Source organism: Quadrisphaera sp. INWT6 (genome assembly GCF_015390235.1).
Taxonomy (GTDB): Bacteria; Actinomycetota; Actinomycetes; order Actinomycetales; family Quadrisphaeraceae; genus Quadrisphaera.
This window is the reverse complement of record NZ_VUOH01000001.1, coordinates 929,785-948,024: the sequence shown is the minus strand read 5'-3', so window position 1 is coordinate 948,024 and position 18,240 is coordinate 929,785. Positions and strand designations below refer to the sequence as shown.

Genomic DNA, 18,240 nt, shown 5'->3' with positions numbered 1-18,240 from the left:
TGCGAAAGGGGTGCGTCAGCTGGTGACCTGCACCTGGCGGGGGTCGAAGGCCAGGTACCCGGAGTAGTCCGAGCCGACCCGGTCGAACGAGGCGGGGTACGGCTCGGGGTAGCTCCACGCGCCGTCGTCCGCCGTGGCACCACCGGGCGCGGTGACGTTCCAGTACTGCGCCACGCCCTTCCACGGGCAGGTGTAGGGGGTGGGGCTCTTCGACAGGGCCCCCTCGACCACGCTGCTCGGCGGGAAGTAGGCGTTGCCCTCGATGCGCACGATCGCGTCGTCGTCGGCCTCGGCCACCACGACGCCGTCCAGCACTGCCTTCACGGTCTCTCCTCCAGCTCGTCCGGGGACGTCTCGTGCCCTACCCCTCCCAGCGACGATCACGCGCCTGCGCGCCACGACACCCCGCCCGCACAGCGCGTGGTGGCGCTCAGGTGCGTGATCGTCGCGGAGGTGGGGGCGGGATCAGCGGGTGACGCGGCGCAGCAGGTCGACGACGGCGTCGACGGCGACCCCGTAGAGGACGTGCGACCCGCCCTCCCAGACCCACCACGCCCTCGGCAGGCGGCCCACCGGCGCCTGCACGCCCATCGCGGGCAGCGCCGTGCCGTGGAAGGCGGCGAACAGCGCCGCACCGCCCACGGCCCCGCCACCGGCGCGGGCCAGGGGCACGCGGCGGGTCAGGACCGCGTAGAAGACGGGGTAGCCGTACGCCATGAGGCGGTGGAGCCACTGGGCGCCGGCCTCGAGCTCGTCGTCGTCCAGCGCGTCAGCGGCCGCCTGACCCTTCCGCGCCGCGACGAGCTTCCGGTACAGCAGCGACGGGGGCATGCGCTCGCCGTGGCCCTCCGGGTCGGCGCCGTCGAGCTCCTTCTGGCCCGGCTCGGGCGGCAGCTTCCGCTCGGCCCAGGGCTGCAGCGACGACTCCGCCCAGGCCTTGGTCTGCGTGCCCGCCCAGCCGGCGGCGAGGCCGACGACGACGTCGGTGAGGATCTTCGAAGAGGCCACCCGCAACGAGTACTGCACGCGGCACCCCGCCGCACCCGGAGATCCCCCGGCCCCTGAACCGCAGCCGGGCGCCTGGCTGCGGTCCGAAGGGGTCGGCGAACCGCAGCCGAGCGCTCGGCTGCGGTCCGTCCGGGTCAGTCCAGGCCGTCCTCGCGGGAGGCCACGAAGAGGATCCGGTCGTCGGCGCGCAGCTCGGTGAGCGCCGGGTCGCTGTAGCGCAGCATGCGGCCGTCGCGCCAGACGCCGACCACGGGCACGTCGCAGTCGCGCGGCCGCCTGCCCACCTCGTCGGGCTCCACGCGGCGCTCGTCGAGGTCGAGCCCGGAGCCGAACGAGAGCATGTCCTCGACCACGCTGACCGAGTCGGGGCTGTCGGTGGCCAGGCCCAGCAGGCGCCCGGCGGTCTCCGACGACACCACCACCGAGCGCACGCCGCTCTCGCGCAGCAGCTCGGCGTTCGCGGCCTCGCGCGCCGACGCCAGCACCGTGACGCGGGGCGCGAGGCGACGCAGCGTGAGCGCCGCGAGCACGGCGGTGTCGTCGCGGTCGAGCGCGATGATCACCGTGCGGGCCCGCTCGACCTGCGCCTCGGCCAGGGCCGCCTTGTGCGTGGCCGACCCGACCACCACCGCGTACCCGTCGCGGCCCGCCTGCGCGGCGGCCACGTGGTCGTGCTCCACCACGACGACCCTGTCGGCGGGGTGGTCGCGCAGCCTCAGCGCGCGGACGGCGTTGCGGCCCTTGGTGCCGTAGCCGAGGACGACGACGTGGTCGCGCATGCGGGCCTTCCAGCGGTGGACGCGGATCTCGGTGCGGGAGCGCTCGGTGAGCGCCGAGATGGTGGTGCCGACGAGGATGATCACGAACATCAGGCGCATCGGCGTCACGACCAGCGCGTTGACCAGCCTGGCCTGCTCGGTGACGGGGGTGATGTCGCCGTAGCCGGTCGTGGAGAGCGTGACGGTCGTGTAGTACAGCGCGTCGATGACGGACACGTGCCCGTCGGCGTTGTCGGTGTACTGGTCGGCCTCGAGCAGCACCAGGCCCCAGTTCACCAGGAGCAGCAGCACCGCCAGGCCCAGGCGGACCCCGATCGAGGCCAGCGGCTTCAGCCGCCGCCCCGAGGGCAGGCGGAGCCCGTAGCGCGAGCCCACCGGGCCGCCGCGCTCGGCGCTCTCGACGGCCGGGCTCACCCGCGGGAGGTGCGGCGCGGGCGCAGCAGGGAGCGGACGGCGCTCCAGCGCCCCCGGCCGGCGCTGGAGACCGCCCCGGCGGCGTCCGCCGGGTCGAGCCGGCCGAGCAGGAGCCGCAGCACGTCGCCGTGCCAGGTGGCGAGCAGCAGACCCGCGGGCCGGCCGCCGGTGGCCTGCTGGCCCCCGCGCCACGTCTGCGCGTCGACCTGCCCCTCGCCGGAGCCCGCCCCGTCACCCGGGGCCGGCGCACCGCCGGCGCCGTCGCCACCGCCGACCAGCAGCAGGACGACGTCGACCCCGCGCAGCAGGCGGCTGGTGCGCTCCGCGGCGTCGACGCCCGCGAGCCCCGGGCCGACCCCCTCGCGGGCGTCGGGGACCACCACGACGCCCGCACCGGAGACCGGCACGCACGTCGCGGCGACGCCCCCCAGGGCGCACAGGTCAGCGGCTCGCTCGGCCGAGGCCACCGGCAGGACGACGACGGCGCGGTGGGCGCCCTCGGACGGGTCGAACGACGGGCCGCCGCCCGTCCCGGGGAAGCTGTAGCCGCTCACCGAGAGCACCGACCGCTCGCGGCGTCGGTGCTCTCGGCGGTCACAGGGCGCCCTTGGTGCTGGGGACGCCGTCGACGCGCGGGTCGCGCGCCACGGCCGCCCGCAACGCCCGGGCCACCGCCTTGTACTGGGCCTCGGCGACGTGGTGCGGGTCGCGCCCCGACAGCACCCGCACGTGCAGGCACACGTGGGCGTGGAAGGCGATCGACTCGAAGACGTGCCGGGTGAGGCTGCCCGCGTAGGGGACGCCGCCGCCCCGCCGCCGATGAGCACGTGCTCGTAGCCCTCGGGCTCTCCGGTGTGCACGCAGAACGGCCGGCCCGACACGTCGACCACGGCCTGGGCGAGCGCCTCGTCGAGGGGCACGAGCGCGTCGCCGAACCTGGCGATGCCGCGCTTGTCGCCCAGGGCCTGGCGCAGCGCCTGCCCGAGCACGATGGCGGTGTCCTCGACGACGTGGTGGGCGTCGATGTGCGTGTCACCGGTGGCCTGCACCCGCAGGTCGACCAGCGAGTGCTTGGCCAGGGCCGTGAGCATGTGGTCGTAGAACCCCACGCCCGTGCTGATCTCGGTGCGACCGGTGCCGTCGAGGTCGAGCTCGAGCACGATGCTCGACTCGCTGGTGGAGCGCTCGATGCGCGCCGTCCGGCTGGGCTGCTGGACGGGCTGCTGGACGGGCTGCTGGGCGGGCTGCTGGACGGGCTGCTGGGTGGGGGTGCTCACTGCTGCTCCTCGGCGTCCTCGGGGTGGGCGGCGAGCTCGGCGGCGACGACGACCTCGGCCAGGGCGGCGAGCACCGCGTCGGTCTCGGCGGCGGTGCCCGCGGTGATGCGCAGGTGCCCGGGGATGCCGACGTCGCGCACCAGCACCCCCCGCTCCAGCAGCGCCTTCCACGCGGCCGGGGCGTCGTCGAAGCCGCCGACGAGCACGAAGTTCGCGTCGCTCGGCAGCGCCTCCAGGCCGAGGGCGGGCATCGCGGCGACGATCCTGTCGCGCTGGGCCTTGGTGTCCTCGACGGTCTCGAGCAGCTGGTCGGCGCAGCCCAGGGCGGCGGTCGCGGCGGCCTGCGTCAGCGACGACAGGTGGTACGGCAGGCGCACCAGGCGCAGCGCGTCGACCACGGCCGGGTCCGCGGCCAGGTAGCCGACCCGGGTGCCGGCGAAGGCGAACGCCTTGCTCATGGTGCGGGTGACCACGAGCCGCGGGCGGCCCGGCAGCAGCGTCAGCGCGCTCGGCGTGCCCGGGCGGGCGAACTCGGCGTAGGCCTCGTCGACGATGACGACCCCCCGCGTCGCGCCGTACGCGGCCTCGACGACGTCGAGCGGGAGCGCCGTCCCCGTGGGGTTGTTCGGGCTGGTGAGGAACACCACGTCGGCGCCGTCGTCGCCGGCCGCGGCGACCTGCTCGGCCACGGCGAACGGGTCGAGGGAGAAGCCGTCACCGCGCTTCCCGTCGACCCAGGCGGTGCCGGAGGTCTGCGTGATGATCGGGTGCATCGAGTACGACGGCGTGAAGCCGACCGCCGTGCGCCCCGGGCCGCCGAAGGCCTGCAGCAGCTGCTGCAGCACCTCGTTGGAGCCGTTGGCCGCCCACACGTTCCCCCGGGTCAGCGGCACGCCGTGGGACGCCGGCTGGGCGACGAGGAACGCCGCGAGCGCGTCGCGCAGGACGTCGGCCTCGCGGTCGGGGTAGCGGTTGAGGTGCGGCACCTGCTCGGCGAGGGCGGCCACGACGGCGTCGACCACCTGCGGCGGCACGTCGTGGCTGTTCTCGTTGGTGTTGAGGCGCACGGCCACGTCGAGCTGCGGCGCCCCGTAGGGGGTGTGGCCGCGCAGGTCGTCGCGGAGGGGCAGGTCGTCGAGGGTCGTGTCGGACACGAGGCCCTGCGGCGTCACCGGGTTCACGGTCGTCAAGGGTAGTGAGGGGTGCTGACCTGGGGCGCGGCGGCGGCGTCCGCTCGCCCGGTCGGACCCGTGACCGGGGGCCGGTCGGCGGTGCCGGCGCTGCCGGTGGTGCGGCTGCTGCCGGTCGCGCTGGCGAGGGTGCGCTCCAGGGCCGACCAGCCGGAGTCGGCCTCGCGCTCGGCGGCCTCGGCCCGGCCGCCTCCGCGCAGGCCGAACAGGCGCTTGGCGAGGAGGAGGTAGACGACGACGGCGAGGTTGAGCGCGAAGAGGGTGACGCCGGTGGCGGAGGCGCCGTCGCTGAGGTCGATGACCTCGGGCACGAGGAGCACGCTCGTGGCCACGAACGTCAGGTACTCGGCCCAGCGCCGGCCCAGCCACAGGCCCACGGCCTCGGTGGCCTCCAGCGCGGCGTAGGCCACCAGCCCGACACCGATGAGGAGCAGGTGGCTCGACGGGGTGTCGAACCAGCCGGTGACCTCGGCGATGGACCCGTGGGCGGTGTCGACGACCACGCCGTGCTGCTGCACGAAGTCGAGGCCCCAGGTCCACCAGCGGTCGAGGGTGCCGCGGTGCCCCGAGAAGACGATGACGGCAGCGGCGAGCAGCCCCAGCCCGACGACGTGGACGACGCGGTCGAGGGCGATCAGGCGCAGCACGTACCGGTCGCGCAGGGGACGGCCCCGCAGCGGCAGCTGGATCCGGTCGCGGGGCGGCAGGTGCTCGGCGGCGGGGTGCTCCGGGGCGCTGCGCGGCAGCCAGGCGTCGCAGCGCAGGCAGCGGTGCCAGCGCAGGCCGTCGGCGTCCTCGCGGAGGACGAGGGCGTCGTCGGGGCGGACCGCGGCGACGTCGTGCCCGACGGTGCGGTGCCCCTGGAGGGAGCAGTCGAGGAGGTCCCAGCGGACGCGCGGGAGCCGGCGACGACGGCGCTGGTCAGAGGCCACGAGGGACCGTAGTACTCGCGATCTCTGGGAGGCACCTGGATGCCTGCGGCACACTTCCTGACCCCCACCTCCCCGTGGTGTCAGCGGACGTCCCGAACACCTCCGTGACGCCGGACGGGCAGGACCCCGCCCGGCGCCGCCACCGGCTGCCCTGCAGCCGCCTCTGCCCGTCCGGCGTCACGAGCCGCCACCCTGGGGAGGTGGAGACGTGGCAGCGAGCGGTGGCCCACGTCGCCGAGAGGGTGGCCGCCGCCGGGGGCGGCCTCCCCTGGCGGCCGGCGCGCGCGTCGTCGTCCACCTGCACCCCGACCGCGTGGTGCCCGCCACCGGCCGGCTGGTGCTCGCCCAGCTGGCGCACGACGGCCGCTACCGGTCGCAGTTCGAGACCGGCACGAGCGCGGGCGGCCTCACCGCCCACCCCGGAGGCGACCGGTGGCGCTGGGAGTCCGAGCTGTTCGGCGGCGCCTACGACGACGCGCCCGCTGACGAGCGGCCGGTGTACGGCGCCCTGTCGCTGGACGGCGACCCCAGCGGCGCTGCCCTCCGCTTCGGCTCCTGCCACCTGCGGCTGCGTGCCGGCGCCCTGGACCGGGTCACGCTCGCCTTCCCCGACAGCGCGCTCGGGCCGGAGGCCCTCGGAACGGCGGACGCGGCGCCCGCGGTGGCGGCTGCCGGGGCGTCGCGGGCGGCGGGGCGGTTCGACGTCCTCGACGACCACGTCGAGGCGCACGTCCACGGCCAGCTGCTGCTCGCCCGCGACGTCGAGGCGGTGGTCCTCGACCCCTGCTTCCGCGGGCAGCGCCGTCGAGGCAGCCGCCCGGGAGGTCGCGACGACGTCGGGCGCCGCGCTGGAGTGGCACCGCGGGTGCGCCCTCGACGCGGCCGCGCTCGGATCGCGGGCGGAGTGCGTCGCCTACCGGGGACCCGAGGTGGTGCGGGTGGCGCACGAGGTGGCGGGGGCGCTCACGCGCGACGGGGTGCTCGACGCAGCCGTCGTCGGCCGAGCGGTGGCGCTGGGCCGGTGGGACGCGCAGCGCCTCAAGCAGGTGTGGCACTGCGTCGCCCGCTTCGGCTCCCCTCCTCGGCCCGCGTGACGCCGGGCGGGCTGGACCCCACCGGGCCCCCGATGACCCCGGTCCGAGGCGCTCCTGCCCGTCCGCTGTCACACCCGGGGCGAGGGCGTCGACGCGCAGCTCCAGCGCCCCGTCCCGTCGGGCATGCACAACGACGTCGGCGGAGCCCTCCTGCGGCACCCCCACCGGCCTCGTGCATGCTCGGCGGGACGCGGTCAGGACCCGCGGTGGTCAGTCGCGGCGGGTGCGGGCCCTCACGTGCATCCGCTCCCCCTGCGGCCCGAAGAGGCTGAGCAGCTCCGCCGGTCCCGGCCCCGGGTTGGCGAACCAGTGCGGCGTGCGGGTGTCGAACTCGGCCACCTCGCCCTCGCGCAGCACGACGTCGTGCTCGCCCAGCACCAGCCGGATGCGCCCGGCCAGCACGTAGAACCACTCCCAGCCCTCGTGGACCTTCTGCCCGTCGCCCTCGGGGGTCCGGTCGGGCTCGGGCGGCATGACGATCTTCCACGCCTGCAGCCCGCCGGGCTGGCGCGTCAGGGGCACCACCGTCCGGCCGTTGTGCCGCTGCGGCCGCAGGTGCACGCGGGGGTCGCCCGTGGCCGGGGCGCCGACCAGCTCGTCGAGGGCCACCCGGTGCGCCTGGGCGAGGGGCAGCAGCAGCTCCAGCGTCGGCCGCCGCTGGCCGGACTCCAGCCGGCTCAGGGTGCTGACGGAGACGCCCGTGGTCTCGGACAGCTGCGCCAGCGTCGTCCCCCGCTGCAGGCGCAGGGCCTTGAGCCGCGGGCCGACGGCGTCCAGCACGCCGTCGAGGCCCTCGCCGGGCGCGTCAGCCACGGCGGGGCTCCAGCTCGACCACGACCAGCTCCCCCGGGTCTCCCCCGGCGGTCGCCAGCAGCGACCCGTCGGCGGCGTGCACCGCTGACCCGCCGGCCGTCTCCGGGAAGCCGTGGCGCGGTCCCACCGGACCGGCGGCGCTGGCCACCGCCACCGGCGCCCGGCACGCGCGGGCGTTGGTGACCGCACGGGAGCGGATCACCGGCAGCGCCGCGGGCTCGTCGACCACGCCCGCGGCGTACAGGTCGACGTCGAGCGCGGCCGTGGCCGCCGTGTGCTCGGCGATGCCGGTGTCGCGGCAGACGGCCAGCCCGACGCGCCAGCCGTCGACCACCGGCACCGCGGCTCCGGGCCCGGCCTCGAACAGGTCGAGCTCCTGGCCGTAGAGGTGCGCCTTGCGGTGGACGACGCGCACGCCGTCGCCGTCCACCGCGACGACGGCGATCGCACGCCCGCCCCCCACCTCGACGGGGGCCCCGACCAGCGTCGTGGTGCCGTGCTCCGCGCAGGCGCGGACGAGGGGCTGCCACGCCGGGTCGTCGAGGGCGACGGCGGGCGCGTCGAGCACGTACCCCGTCAGCGACAGCTCGGGGAACACCACGAGCCGGGCGCCGGCGCGCTCCACGGCGTCGGCGTGCGCGGCGGCGGTGGCCGGCACGTCGCCGTGGACGACGGCGGGCTGGGCGACGGCGACGCGGAGGGGTCTCAGCACGCGCGCCATCCTGGGGCTGGAATTGCTGTTCTGGCAACAACGCTTGCCGACGTCACACCTCCCCGCGCAGGCTCTCCGCATGACCGAGAACCCCCTGGACGAGCAGTACGACGTGGTGGTCGTCGGCGGCGGCGCCGCGGGCCTGGCCGGTGCCGTGGCGCTGTCGCGCATGCGGCGCCGAGTGCTCGTCGTCGACGCCGGACAGCCGCGCAACGCCCCGGCCGACGGCGTCCACAACCTCCTCGCCCGCGAGGGCACCGCCCCCGGCGACCTGCTCGCGGCGGGGCGCGCCGAGCTGGCGGGCTACGGCGGCGTCGTCGTCGACGGCCGGGTCACCTGGCTGCGGCGCACGAGCGTCGACGGCGAGCCCCTGCGCTTCGGCGTCGAGCTGGCCGACGGCCGGACGACGGCGGCGCGGCGCCTCCTGCTCGCCCACAGCGGCACCGACGTGCTGCCCCCGGTGCCCGGCATCGCCGAGCTGTGGGGATCGGGAGTGCTGCACTGCCCGTTCTGCCACGGGTGGGAGGTGCGCGACCGCACCGTCGCGGTGCTGTCGACGGGCCCGATGACCGCCCACGCAGCGCTCATGTGGCGTCAGGTGAGCGACGACGTCGTCGTCCTGACCCACACCGGCCCGGCGGTGGCCGACGAGCAGCGCGAGGAGCTGGACGCGATCGGCGTGCGACTCGTCGACGGCGAGGTGGCGCGGCTGGAGCGGAGCGGTGACGGCGTGCGCGTGCACCTCGCCACCGGCCGGGCGCTGGAGGTGGGGGCGGTGGTCGCGGCGTCGCAGGTGCGCGTCGACACCTCGCTGACCTCGCCGCTGGGCGTGGAGGTCGCCGACGTGGAGGTGATGGGTGCGGTCATGGCGACGGGCGCCGTTACCGTCGACGCGACCGGCCTGACGAGCGCGCCCGGCGTGTGGGCGGCCGGCAACGCCGCGGCCCCGATGACCGTGGTGCCGGCGGTGACCGCGGCTGGCATGCAGGCCGGCGCGGCGATGACGATGGACCTGGCCCGCGAGGACGTCGCGGCCGCCCTCCGACTGCAGGGAGCAGCACGATGAGCGACCACGGCCACGAGCACCAGCACGGCCACGGCCACGGCCACGCCCAGCAGCAGGGCCAGGGGCACGAGCACGGCCACGACGGGCCGCCGCCGGGGATGCCGCCGCTGCCCGACTCCGCCGACGGTCTGCCCGCCTGGTGGGAGGAGCTGTACGGCGGCTCCGACCTGCGGTGGAGCGGGAGCGCCAACGCGCGGCTCGTCGAGGCGCTGGCGCAGCTGGGCGTCGCACCGGGCAGGACGCTCGACCTGGGGTGCGGCGAGGGCGGCGACGTCGTGTGGCTGGCCGAGCAGGGCTGGGCGGCGACCGGTGTCGACGTCGCGCACGCCGCCGTCGCCAGGGCGCGCCGCGTGGCGGAGGCGCGGGGCGTCGACGTGGTGCTGGAGCGGCACGACCTGACGCAGACCTTCCCCGAGGGCGAGTTCGACCTGGTGAACGCCCAGTTCCTCCAGGCCCCGGTCGGCTGGCCGCGGGCCGAGGTGCTGCGCCGGGCGGCGTCCGCCGTCGCGCCGGGCGGTCACCTGCTGGTGGTCGACCACGCCGACCCGCCGCCGTGGGCCGACCTCGACGAGCAGGCGCGGATCGGCTTCCCGACGCCCCAGCAGGTGCTCGCCGACCTGGACCTCGGCGACGGCTGGGCGGTCGTGCGGGCGGAGGTCGCGGCACGTCCCGCGACCGGCCCGGCGGGGTCCGCGGCGCAGCACGGGCACCTCAACGACAGCGTCGTGCTCGTCCGACGCCTGCGCTGAGCGCCCGCCGGGCGGGGTGGCAGGGTGGGTCGCATGGCCGTCTTCGTCGCGACGTACTCCTACACCTCCGACAGCGAGCGCCGCTCCGCCGTGCGCCCGGCCCACCGCGAGTGGCTGCGCGGCCAGCCGAGCGTGCTGGTGTCCGGTCCGACGGACGCCGACGGCGCGGTGCTGGTCTTCGAGGCCGCCTCCGCCGCCGAGGTGGAGCAGCTGCTCGACCACGACCCGTTCGTCCTCGACGGCGAGATCGTCGCCGAGCGGAGGGTCGTCGGCTGGAGCGTCGTCACCGGCCGCCTGGCCGACGCCTTCCCCTCCGCCTGACCGCACCCCTTCGCCACCCCTCGCAGCCGAGCGCCTGGTTGCGGTTCCTGACGGGTCAGGAACCGCAACCAGGCGCTCGACTGCGGGTGACGGGGTCAGTCCTCCTCGGGGAGGGTCCAGGCCAGGTGCCAGGTGGAGGTGAGCCAGCTGGCGAACCAGAGCACGAACCCCACCGAGAACGCCGCCGCCGCGGCCCCGGCCCCGTCAGCGCCGGTCGCGGTCTGCACCGCCACCAGCACGGCGAGCAGCGACAGCAGCAGCCTCGGCCAGTGCGTGGCGGTGGCCGACCTGTCGCGCTGGGTCCGCTGCACCTCGTCGAGGCTCGCCTCGCGCCGGTCGTAGAGCCCGCGGACCCCGAGGTTCACCACCGAGTGCAGCGGGACGAACAGCACCAGCCCCACCACCCAGACCACGGCGAACACCCCGCCCACCAGCACGCCGTGCCCGGCGGCCAGGGCCGCCAGCGCCAGCACGCCCACGAGCACCGCCTCGCCGGTCACCCCGGCGCGGCGCACCGAGCGGCGGCGGGTCCAGGAGTACCGGTCGTCCTCGAAGGTGGCGGCCAGGTCGGTCGGGCGGGTCTTGGCTGCGGCGCTCATCGGGCTGTCCTTCCGTAGACCTCGGAGCTGAGGGGGGGCAGGGGGTCGAGGCTGAAGACGGCCTCGACCGGCAGGTCGAAGAAGCGGGCGATGCGCAGGGCCAGCACGAGGGAGGGGCTGTACTCGCCCCGCTCGAGGTAGCCGATCGTCTGCGGGTGCACGCCGACGGCCTCGGCGAGGTCCTTGCGGCTCGCACCCCGTTCGGCGCGCAGGACGGCGATGCGGTGGTGCACCGCGTCGTCGTCGGTCTTGGGCGTCCTTCCCATGCACTATTCGTAGCATTAATACTACGAGCGGCACAAGGTGAGCGACAGGCGACCTCCCCGCCGTCCACAGCGCGCGATCTGGCCCTGCACGCTCCGCCACCGCCGTGGGACGCTGCGCGACGTGTCCCGGACTTCCCCCCGGGGGGCCTCCCGCCCCGTCCGCTCGCGCGTCGGCCTCGTCGTCGGCGTCCTCCTCGTGCTGCTCGTCGTCGTGCTCGCGGTACGCGCCGCGGGCGGCCTCGGCGCGGCCCTCGACGCCGCGCTCGGCCCCGACCCCACCGAGGCGGTGGAGCAGGCGCCCACCGGCTCGGCGCTGGCGGCGCTGCGCGACGTCCCCGTCAAGGGCAAGGCCCCCAAGACCGGGTACAGCCGCGAGCAGTTCGGAGCGGCGTGGAAGGACGTCGACGCCAACGGCTGCGACACCCGCGACGACGTGCTCGCACGCGACCTCACCGACGTCTCGTACAGCAGCGACGACCCGTGCCAGGTGCGCAGCGGGGTCCTGGTCGACCCGTACACGCCCAAGCGCATCAGCTTCGAGCGCGGTCCGCGCAGCGCCGACGTCCAGATCGACCACCTCGTGGCCCTCTCCGACGCCTGGCAGACCGGTGCGCAGCAGTGGTCGGAGGACACGCGGGCGCGCTTCGCCAACGACCCCCTGAACCTGCTGGCCGTCGACGGGCCGCTGAACTCCCAGAAGGGCGACGGCGACGCCGCCACGTGGCTCCCGCCGAACAAGGAGTACCGCTGCCCGTACGTCGCCCGGCAGATCGCGGTGAAGGCGAAGTACGGCGCGTGGGTGACGCAGGCGGAGCGCGACGCGATGGTCGACGTCCTGTCGACCTGCCCCGACCAGCAGCTGCCCGTCGACGACGGCGGGATCACCAGCGGCGCGGTCGGCGGGAGCGGAGCTGACGGCAGCGGGGGCGGCGGGACGACGACGGTCACCGGGCCCTTCGCGAGCTGCTCCGCCGCCGAGGCGGCAGGTGCGACGCCGCTGCGGCAGGGTGACCCGGGGTGGAACCCCCGGCTCGACCGGGACGGCAACGGGGAGGCGTGCGCGTGACCAGCAGAGGGGCCAGCAGAGGGACCGGCCCGCGGGTGGCGGTGACCGGCTCGACCGGCCAGGTCGGCGGGCGCGTGGCCCGCGGGCTCGCGGCAGCGGGCGTGGAGCAGCGGCTGCTCGTGCGCGACGCCTCGCGGGCGCCCGACCTGCCGGGCAGCACCGTCCACACGGCTCCCTACGCCGACGGCGACGCGGCGCGGCAGGCCCTGGAGGGCGTCGAGCTGCTGTTCATGGTGTCGGGTTCGGAGAGCGCCGACCGCGTCGAGCAGCACCGCACCTTCGTCGAGGCGGCTGCGGCCGCCGGCGTCGGGCACGTGGTCTACACCTCGTTCCAGGGCGCCTCCCCCACCGCGACCTTCACGCTCGCCCGCGACCACCACGTCACCGAGCAGCTGCTGCGCGGCACGGGTGCGTCGTGGACGTTCCTGCGCGACAGCCTCTACGCCGACGTGCTGCCGCTCTTCGTCGGCGACGACGGCGTGCTGCGGGGCCCCGCCGGTGACGGCCGCGTCGCCGCGGTGGCGCAGGACGACGTCGCCGCGGCCGCCCTCGCCGTGCTGCGCGACCCGGCCGCGCACGCCGGCGCCACGTACGACCTCACCGGACCCGAGGCGCTGACGCTCGCCGAGGTGGCGGAGACCATCACGCGGGTCACCGGGCGGGAGGTGTCGTACCGCGCCGAGTCGCTCGAGGAGGCCCGCTCCTCCCGGGCCGTCTACGGCGCCCCCGACTGGCAGCTCGAGGCGTGGGTCTCCACGTACACGGCCATCGCGGCCGGGGAGATGGCCGGCACCAGCACCGCCGTCGCCGACCTCACGGGCCGCCCCGCCACGAGCCTCGCGCAGCTGCTCGCCCGGTGAGCGACGCCCCCTGGCTGGCCTCGGCCGCGCGCCCGGTGACCGCCGCCGGGGCGCTGGTGCGCGACCCGGCCGGCCGGGTGCTGCTGGTCGAGCCGACGTACAGAGCGACGTGGGAGGTGCCGGGCGGGCTCGTCGAGGCAGGGGAAGGACCCGCGGCGGCGTGCCGGCGCGAGCTGCTGGAAGAGCTGGGCCTCGACGAGACCGCGCTGCCGCTCGGCCGCCTGCTGTGCCTCGACTGGTCGAGCACGCCGCGAGGTGACGCACTCCGCCTGGTCTACGACGGCGGGGTGCTGGCCGACGCCTCCGGGCTGCGCCTCCCCGCCGACGAGCTGGCCTCAGCGGGGTTCGTGGACCTCGACGTCGTCGACCGCCGGTGCGGCGAGCCGCTGGCCCGCCGGGTGCGCGCCACCGTCGAGGCGGTCGAGACCGGGGCGCTCGACGAGCTGGAGGACGGCCGGCCGCGCCGCTCCTAGCGCTGCTCGGCCTCCGCGCCGCCCGCGCCGGGCGCCGGGGGCTGCTCGCGCGACGGCGGCTTGGTCACCAGGTAGGTGCGCCCCGTGGCGTCGCGGTGCATCTCGTACTCGCCCTGCACGCCCGTCAGGCGGTGCTCGGCCTTGGCGGCCTGCGTGCCCATCGAGCGCTCGTCGACCTGCGCGCCGCCGTAGACGGCCTTGAGGTTCTCCTCGACGGAGCCGACGGCGCGGTTGAGCCTGCCGAAGAACCGGCGGACGAAGGACATCCGAGCATCCCTTGCACTGATCGGTTGTGGACAACTCGATGGTACGCCACTGGACGTACGATGGCGGTGTGAGCACGACCACCCCCGCCGTCGACGGCACGGCCAGCGGGAGCGGCGGGACCGACCTCCTCGCGCTCGACCAGCAGGTCTGCTTCGCCCTCGCCGTGGCGGCGCGCAGCGTCATCGGCCTCTACCGCCCGGTGCTCGAGCCGCTGGGGCTCACCCACCCGCAGTACCTGGTGATGCTGGCGCTCTGGCAGCACCGGCGACTGACGGTCAAGGGGCTCGGGGGGCTGCTCCAGCTCGACTCGGGCACGCTGTCGCCGCTGCTCAAGCGCCTGGTGACCCTCGACCTGGTGACCAAGACCCGTGACGAGCGCGACGAGCGCAGCGTCGTCGTCACGCTCACCGACGCGGGCAGCGCGCTGCGCGAGGAGGCCCTCGCAGTCCCCCGGGCCGTCATGGCGCGGCTCGGCATGGACGTGGGCGACCTGGTCTCCCTGCGCGACTCGCTCACCGCCGTCATCACGGCCGCCACCTCCCCGCCGTGATCATGGGCGTCCGCCACCCCACGGACCCGCAGGGTGGCGGAAGTCCATGATCACGGTCAGTGGATGCCGTGCGCCCTGGCCTGCTGGGCGGTCATGACCACCTGCACCCCCGGCTCGTAGCTGCCCTCGTACTGCACCGTCGAGCCGTCCGGGTCGTCGGGCTCGTCGGACTGGTCCGCCGGCACGCCCAGCAGCGCGCGGGTGAGGGCCTGGCTGGAGTCGAGGAGGTCGTCGAGGGCGCGCAGCAGGTGCCCACCCGTCACCTCCTGCACGGCGGTGACGGCGTCGGCGTGGGTCATCGCCGCCTCCAGCACGGCCCGGCGCACGAGCTCCTTCACGAACGACGCCGTGACGCCCTCGCTGCGCGCCACCACCTGCTCCACGACGTCGTCGTCAGCGGTCAGCGGCACCGAGCGCGCGTACAGGCGCAGGAGGCGGCGGCGGGCGTCGGCGTCCGGCAGCCCGATCTCGAGGGCGACGTCGACGCGTCCCGGGCGGGCCGCGAGCGCCCGCTCCAGGGCCTCGGCGCGGTTGGTGGTGAGGAGGAAGAGCAGGTCGGCGTCGGCGGCGGCGCCGTCCATGGCGTCGAGCAGCTCGAACAGGACGGGGTTCATCCCGTGGCCGTAGGAGCGGTCCTCGGCGACGAGGTCGACGTCCTCCAGCACGACGACGGCCGGCTGCAGCTCGCGCGCCATGGCCGCGACGGACCCGATGAGGTGGAGGGACCTGCCCGACAGCAGCAGGGCGGTGGTGTCCGGCAGGTGCGTCACCACGTAGCGGGTGGTGTGGGTCTTGCCCGTGCCGGGCGGGCCGTAGAGGAGCAGGCCGCGCTTGAGGTGCTGACCGCTGGCGCGCAGGACCTCGCGGCGGGCGGCGACGGCGAGGGTGTGCCGCTCCACGCGGGCGAGCACGGCCTCGGGGAGGACGACGTCGTCGCGGTCGGTGCGGGGCAGGTCGGGGAAGCGCAGGGCGACGCCGCCGTGCTCGTTGGTGCTGATCTCCAGCACCTGGCCGCGGTAGACGTTCTCGGCCGAGCGCAGCGCCTCGAGCTCGCCGAGCAGCTCCTGGGCCTGCGCGGTCTCCAGCCCGGCCACCTCGACGGTGAACCCGCTGTGCCCGTGCTGGTCGGCCGGGCCACGGACGTGCAGGGCGTGGCGGCCGCGGGCGTCGGTGACGAGGAGCAGCACCGCGCGCCAGACGGCCGTGGTGCTGGTCGGGCCGGAGGGCAGGTCGTCGACGGGCGGCGCGGTCATGCGCAGCGGCGGGAGGTGCGACCCCTGGAGCATCTGGGCCACGTCGACGGTGCCGAAGTGCGGCGGGATCGTGTAGCCGACCACCTCGACGGTCCTGCCGGGCTCGGAGGTCCACGCGTCCAGCGCCAGCTGCAGGTTGACCCTGTCGAACACCGCGAACTCGCGGCTGACGACGGCGGCGTCACGGGCCCCCTGGCCGAGGTGGTCGCGCAGGCGGGTGACCAGCGGAGGGACCTGCTCGGCCGCGGTGTCGCGCGCCCAGTCGACCAGGCCCGTGAAGGCCCGGGCGAAGGCGACGCGCTCGTCAGCGGCGGCGGGGGTCTGGGTGGTGGGGGTCTGGGTGACGGGGGTCTGGGGGTCGCTCACCCCCGCATCGTCCCGGCGCTGATCACCGCGGCGCGTCATCCCCGGGCCGGACCTCGGCAGCCCGTCCAGGGGGGCTCCTGAGCGGCCGAGGTAGCGCCGTAGGTGCTCGGATGGCCCCATCGGCACTCGTGATGGGGCCATCCGAGCGCCCACGGGGCCATCTGGGCACTGGGCAGACGCAGACGGCGCAGTTGCCGCCCCTTCGTCGCAGCTGCCGCCCCTTCGGCACTCCCGATGAGGCGGCAGCTGCGGCGAAGGGGCGTGAGCTGCGCGGCCGCACCTCGCGCCGCCGCGGGTCAGCCGGCGCCGGGCCAGACGAGGCCGACGTGCACGTCGAAGGCCCGCATCCTCCGCCCGGAGGTGTCGGGTCCCTGCCGCGACGTGTCGGAACCCGAGCCGGGTTCCGACAGCTGGTGCCGGGGCTCCGACACGTGGTGGCCGGGTTCCGGCAGGTCGAGACCCGCCGGTGGGGTCAGGCGTCAGTGCCCGCCGGCGTCGCTCCAGGCGCGGCCCACGTGCACGTCGAGGGGGAAGGTGATCGGGAAGTCGCCGTAGAGCAGCCGCCCGGCGCGCTCTGCGGCGCCGCGGACCGCGAGCGCGACGTCGTCGGCCAGCGCTGCGGGGGTGTGCACGAGCACCTCGTCGTGGAGGAAGAGCACCAGGTGCGGGCGCTCGGCGACCCGGCCGCTCCCGAGGCGCCACAGCTCCTCGCGCAGCAGCGCGACCCAGCTGGAGGCCCACTCCGCCGCGGACCCCTGCACCACGAAGTTGCGGGTGAAGCGGCCCCAGGAGCGGCGCTCGCGCAGGTCGGCGTCGCTGGCGGGCTGGTCGGGGGCCTGCTGGGTCCACGAGCCCGTCGGCACCGGCGACCCGCGCCCCAGCCAGGTGCTCACGGCCTCGCCCCGCTCCCCCGCGGCCGCCGCGAGCTCGAGGTGCTCCACCGCGCGGGGGTACCGGCGCGCCAGGTGATCGACCATGCGCCCGCCGCTGCCGGCGGTGGCCCCGTACATCGCGCCGAGCACCGCCAGCTTGGCGTCGGCGCGGGTGGCGACGGCGCCGCTGTCGACGACGCCCTGGTAGAGGTCACCGCCGGCCGCCGCGCGGGCCAGGTCGGCGTCGGCGCTGACCGCGGCGAGCACGCGCGGCTCGAGCTGGGCGACGTCGGCGACGACCAGGCGCCACCCGTCGTCGGCGACCACCGCGGGACGCAGCACGGCGGGCACCGACAGCGCTCCCCCGCCCTGCGCCGCCCACCGGCCGCTGACCACGCCGCCGGGCAGGTGGTCGGGGCGGTAGCGGCCGTCGCGGACCCACTCGCGCAGCCAGCGCCAGCCGTTGGCGGCGTGCAGCCTGCTCAGCCGCCGGTGCTCCAGCAGCGGGACGACGGCGGGGTGGTCGAGCTGCTGCAGCGTGCCCGAGCGGGTGTCGGGCGGCTCCAGACGGACGCGGCGCAGGGCGCGCAGCAGGTCGGCGGGGCTGTCGGGGTTCAGGGTGGGGGCGTCGAGCGCCGAGCGCGCCTGGTCGAGCAGGTGCACCAGCACCCGCGGCTGCTCCCCCGCCGGCGGCTGCGGTCCGAGCTCGTCGACGAGCAGCCGGTCGTGGACGTCGGCGCGCCACGGCAGCCCGGCGTGCGTCATCTCCGCGGCCACCAGCCCGGCGGCGCTCTCCGCCGCGGCCAGCAGCTGCAACCGGCCGCGCAGCGGCGACGCCGCCACCGCGGCCTCCTGCCGGGCGAGCTCGGCGGCGGCGTCGAGGGAACCCGCCGGAGCGGCCATCTCGAACAGCCCCTCCGGCGCAGCGCCGCCCGGAGCGCCGGAGCTCGCGCTCACGGGCGCCAGCTCGTCCCAGGCGGCGGTGTCCGGACCGGCGAGCAGCTCTCGGTCGACGGCCGTCGAGCGCCGCAGCACGCGGTGCACCAGGCGCAGGTCCGTGCAGCGCCGCACGCGCACGCCGGCAGCGAGGAGCGCGGGGTACCAGCGGGTGGTGTCGTCCCACACCCACCGCGGGCCGGCGCCCTCCGCCTCGAGCCGGCGGACGAGGTCGGCGAGCTCCTCCTCGGGGACCTGGACGTCGCGACCGTCCGCTCGGACCACGACGCCCCCACCCCGGCGCTGCAGCAGCACCTGCTGCGGACCCGTCACGCCCCCAGTCTCGCCGCCCCCTCCGACACCCCTCCCCCCTCCTC

At 76.2% G+C, this 18,240-nt stretch carries 21 protein-coding genes and 2 pseudogenes; 9 read left to right on the top strand and 14 right to left on the bottom strand.

Annotated features, from left to right (window positions below; all coding sequences use genetic code 11):
- Nucleotides 1-15 precede the first annotated feature (15 nt).
- The 7 genes and pseudogenes from F1641_RS04265 to F1641_RS04235 all read right to left on the bottom strand — a co-directional run bounded on the left by F1641_RS04265 (nt 16) and on the right by F1641_RS04235 (nt 5,600).
- On the bottom strand, nt 16-324 hold the full coding sequence (locus F1641_RS04265; RefSeq protein ID WP_194903133.1) for a DUF427 domain-containing protein: 309 nt from the start codon (nt 322-324) through the stop codon (nt 16-18).
- A gap of 141 nt (nt 325-465) precedes the next feature.
- Nucleotides 466-1,008: a DUF1440 domain-containing protein gene (locus F1641_RS04260; RefSeq protein WP_194903132.1), complete on the bottom strand. Its 543-nt coding sequence runs from the start codon at nt 1,006-1,008 to the stop codon at nt 466-468.
- A gap of 134 nt (nt 1,009-1,142) precedes the next feature.
- A complete protein-coding gene (locus F1641_RS04255) occupies nt 1,143-2,201 on the bottom strand; it encodes a potassium channel family protein (RefSeq protein ID WP_309225378.1) in 1,059 nt (352 codons plus the stop codon).
- Nucleotides 2,198-2,755, bottom strand: a complete 558-nt coding sequence (locus tag F1641_RS22890) for a hypothetical protein (RefSeq protein ID WP_194903131.1) — start codon at nt 2,753-2,755, stop codon at nt 2,198-2,200. The genes F1641_RS04255 and F1641_RS22890 overlap by 4 nt, the downstream gene beginning before the upstream one ends.
- A gap of 40 nt (nt 2,756-2,795) precedes the next feature.
- Nucleotides 2,796-3,391: pseudogene (gene hisB, locus F1641_RS22885) on the bottom strand (imidazoleglycerol-phosphate dehydratase HisB).
- A gap of 83 nt (nt 3,392-3,474) precedes the next feature.
- Complete coding sequence (locus F1641_RS04240) at nt 3,475-4,659, bottom strand: histidinol-phosphate transaminase (protein ID WP_309225377.1); 1,185 nt, start codon at nt 4,657-4,659, stop codon at nt 3,475-3,477.
- 5 nt (nt 4,660-4,664) lie between these two features.
- Entirely contained in the window at nt 4,665-5,600 is a 936-nt protein-coding gene (locus F1641_RS04235) for a DUF2127 domain-containing protein (RefSeq protein WP_194903130.1), read from the bottom strand.
- A 208-nt stretch (nt 5,601-5,808) separates the two neighbouring features.
- Between F1641_RS04235 and F1641_RS23680 the strand changes: the two are divergent.
- Nucleotides 5,809-6,339 (top strand): annotated as a pseudogene (locus tag F1641_RS23680) (DUF3626 domain-containing protein); the annotation flags it as partial.
- A gap of 199 nt (nt 6,340-6,538) precedes the next feature.
- Nucleotides 6,539-6,694, top strand: a complete 156-nt coding sequence (locus F1641_RS22880) for a hypothetical protein (protein ID WP_309225376.1) — start codon at nt 6,539-6,541, stop codon at nt 6,692-6,694.
- Nucleotides 6,695-6,904: 210 nt separating this feature from the next.
- Here F1641_RS22880 and F1641_RS04225 read toward each other — a convergent pair whose 3' ends face one another.
- Nucleotides 6,905-7,507, bottom strand: a complete 603-nt coding sequence (locus tag F1641_RS04225) for a helix-turn-helix domain-containing protein (RefSeq protein ID WP_194903129.1) — start codon at nt 7,505-7,507, stop codon at nt 6,905-6,907.
- A complete protein-coding gene (locus F1641_RS04220; protein WP_309225375.1) occupies nt 7,500-8,219 on the bottom strand; it encodes a carbon-nitrogen hydrolase family protein in 720 nt (239 codons plus the stop codon). Before F1641_RS04220 ends, F1641_RS04225 begins: the two co-directional genes overlap by 8 nt.
- Before the next feature lie 79 nt (nt 8,220-8,298).
- On the opposite strand from F1641_RS04220, the gene F1641_RS04215 reads away from it, so the two are divergent.
- From F1641_RS04215 to F1641_RS04205, 3 genes are read left to right on the top strand one after another with little or no spacing between them, the layout of a single operon-like run.
- Complete coding sequence (locus F1641_RS04215; RefSeq protein WP_194903127.1) at nt 8,299-9,285, top strand: NAD(P)/FAD-dependent oxidoreductase; 987 nt, start codon at nt 8,299-8,301, stop codon at nt 9,283-9,285.
- Nucleotides 9,282-10,034: a class I SAM-dependent methyltransferase gene (locus F1641_RS04210; protein WP_206690457.1), complete on the top strand. Its 753-nt coding sequence runs from the start codon at nt 9,282-9,284 to the stop codon at nt 10,032-10,034. The genes F1641_RS04215 and F1641_RS04210 overlap by 4 nt, the downstream gene beginning before the upstream one ends.
- A gap of 33 nt (nt 10,035-10,067) precedes the next feature.
- The gene (locus F1641_RS04205; RefSeq protein WP_194903126.1) at nt 10,068-10,355 is read left to right on the top strand and encodes a YciI family protein; all 288 of its coding nucleotides are present in this window, start codon (nt 10,068-10,070) and stop codon (nt 10,353-10,355) included.
- A gap of 95 nt (nt 10,356-10,450) precedes the next feature.
- Here F1641_RS04205 and F1641_RS04200 read toward each other — a convergent pair whose 3' ends face one another.
- The gene (locus F1641_RS04200) at nt 10,451-10,954 is read right to left on the bottom strand and encodes a hypothetical protein (protein WP_194903125.1); all 504 of its coding nucleotides are present in this window, start codon (nt 10,952-10,954) and stop codon (nt 10,451-10,453) included.
- Nucleotides 10,951-11,220 carry a helix-turn-helix transcriptional regulator gene (locus tag F1641_RS04195; protein ID WP_194903124.1) on the bottom strand — a complete coding sequence of 90 codons (270 nt, stop codon included), beginning with the start codon at nt 11,218-11,220 and terminating at the stop codon, nt 10,951-10,953. The genes F1641_RS04200 and F1641_RS04195 overlap by 4 nt, the downstream gene beginning before the upstream one ends.
- A gap of 121 nt (nt 11,221-11,341) precedes the next feature.
- Between F1641_RS04195 and F1641_RS04190 the strand changes: the two genes are divergently transcribed.
- The 3 genes from F1641_RS04190 to F1641_RS04180 are packed head-to-tail and all read left to right on the top strand — an operon-like array spanning nt 11,342 to nt 13,619.
- Nucleotides 11,342-12,286 (top strand): DUF1524 domain-containing protein, encoded by a 945-nt coding sequence (locus F1641_RS04190; protein ID WP_194903123.1) that lies wholly within the window; start codon nt 11,342-11,344, stop codon nt 12,284-12,286.
- Nucleotides 12,283-13,146 (top strand): NmrA family NAD(P)-binding protein, encoded by an 864-nt coding sequence (locus F1641_RS04185; protein ID WP_309225374.1) that lies wholly within the window; start codon nt 12,283-12,285, stop codon nt 13,144-13,146. Before F1641_RS04190 ends, F1641_RS04185 begins: the two co-directional genes overlap by 4 nt.
- A complete protein-coding gene (locus F1641_RS04180; RefSeq protein WP_194903122.1) occupies nt 13,143-13,619 on the top strand; it encodes an NUDIX domain-containing protein in 477 nt (158 codons plus the stop codon). Before F1641_RS04185 ends, F1641_RS04180 begins: the two co-directional genes overlap by 4 nt.
- Here the strand turns inward: F1641_RS04180 and F1641_RS04175 are convergent.
- Nucleotides 13,616-13,885: a hypothetical protein gene (locus F1641_RS04175; RefSeq protein WP_194903121.1), complete on the bottom strand. Its 270-nt coding sequence runs from the start codon at nt 13,883-13,885 to the stop codon at nt 13,616-13,618. The genes F1641_RS04180 and F1641_RS04175 overlap by 4 nt on opposite strands.
- 68 nt (nt 13,886-13,953) lie before the next feature.
- Between F1641_RS04175 and F1641_RS04170 the strand changes: the two genes are divergently transcribed.
- Complete coding sequence (locus F1641_RS04170) at nt 13,954-14,436, top strand: MarR family transcriptional regulator (protein WP_309225373.1); 483 nt, start codon at nt 13,954-13,956, stop codon at nt 14,434-14,436.
- Nucleotides 14,437-14,492: 56 nt separating this feature from the next.
- On the opposite strand, the gene F1641_RS04165 is transcribed toward F1641_RS04170, so the two are convergent.
- Together F1641_RS04165 and F1641_RS04160 are read right to left on the bottom strand one after the other, a co-directional pair.
- Nucleotides 14,493-16,055: an AAA family ATPase gene (locus F1641_RS04165; RefSeq protein WP_194903119.1), complete on the bottom strand. Its 1,563-nt coding sequence runs from the start codon at nt 16,053-16,055 to the stop codon at nt 14,493-14,495.
- Between the two features lie 479 nt (nt 16,056-16,534).
- A complete protein-coding gene (locus tag F1641_RS04160; RefSeq protein ID WP_194903118.1) occupies nt 16,535-18,196 on the bottom strand; it encodes a bifunctional 3'-5' exonuclease/DNA polymerase in 1,662 nt (553 codons plus the stop codon).
- Nucleotides 18,197-18,240: the final 44 nt, after the last annotated feature.

Bases quoted from the DNA above. Each gene is read 5' to 3' on its own strand.
- F1641_RS04215 (WP_194903127.1), top strand. From the start codon at position 8,299: ATGACCGAGAACCCCCTGGACGAGCAGTACGACGTGGTGGTCGTCGGC.
- F1641_RS04210 (WP_206690457.1), top strand. From the start codon at position 9,282: ATGAGCGACCACGGCCACGAGCACCAGCACGGCCACGGCCACGGCCAC.
- F1641_RS04205 (WP_194903126.1), top strand. From the start codon at position 10,068: ATGGCCGTCTTCGTCGCGACGTACTCCTACACCTCCGACAGCGAGCGC.
- F1641_RS04200 (WP_194903125.1), bottom strand. From the start codon at position 10,954: ATGAGCGCCGCAGCCAAGACCCGCCCGACCGACCTGGCCGCCACCTTC.
- F1641_RS04195 (WP_194903124.1), bottom strand. From the start codon at position 11,220: ATGGGAAGGACGCCCAAGACCGACGACGACGCGGTGCACCACCGCATC.
- F1641_RS04175 (WP_194903121.1), bottom strand. From the start codon at position 13,885: ATGTCCTTCGTCCGCCGGTTCTTCGGCAGGCTCAACCGCGCCGTCGGC.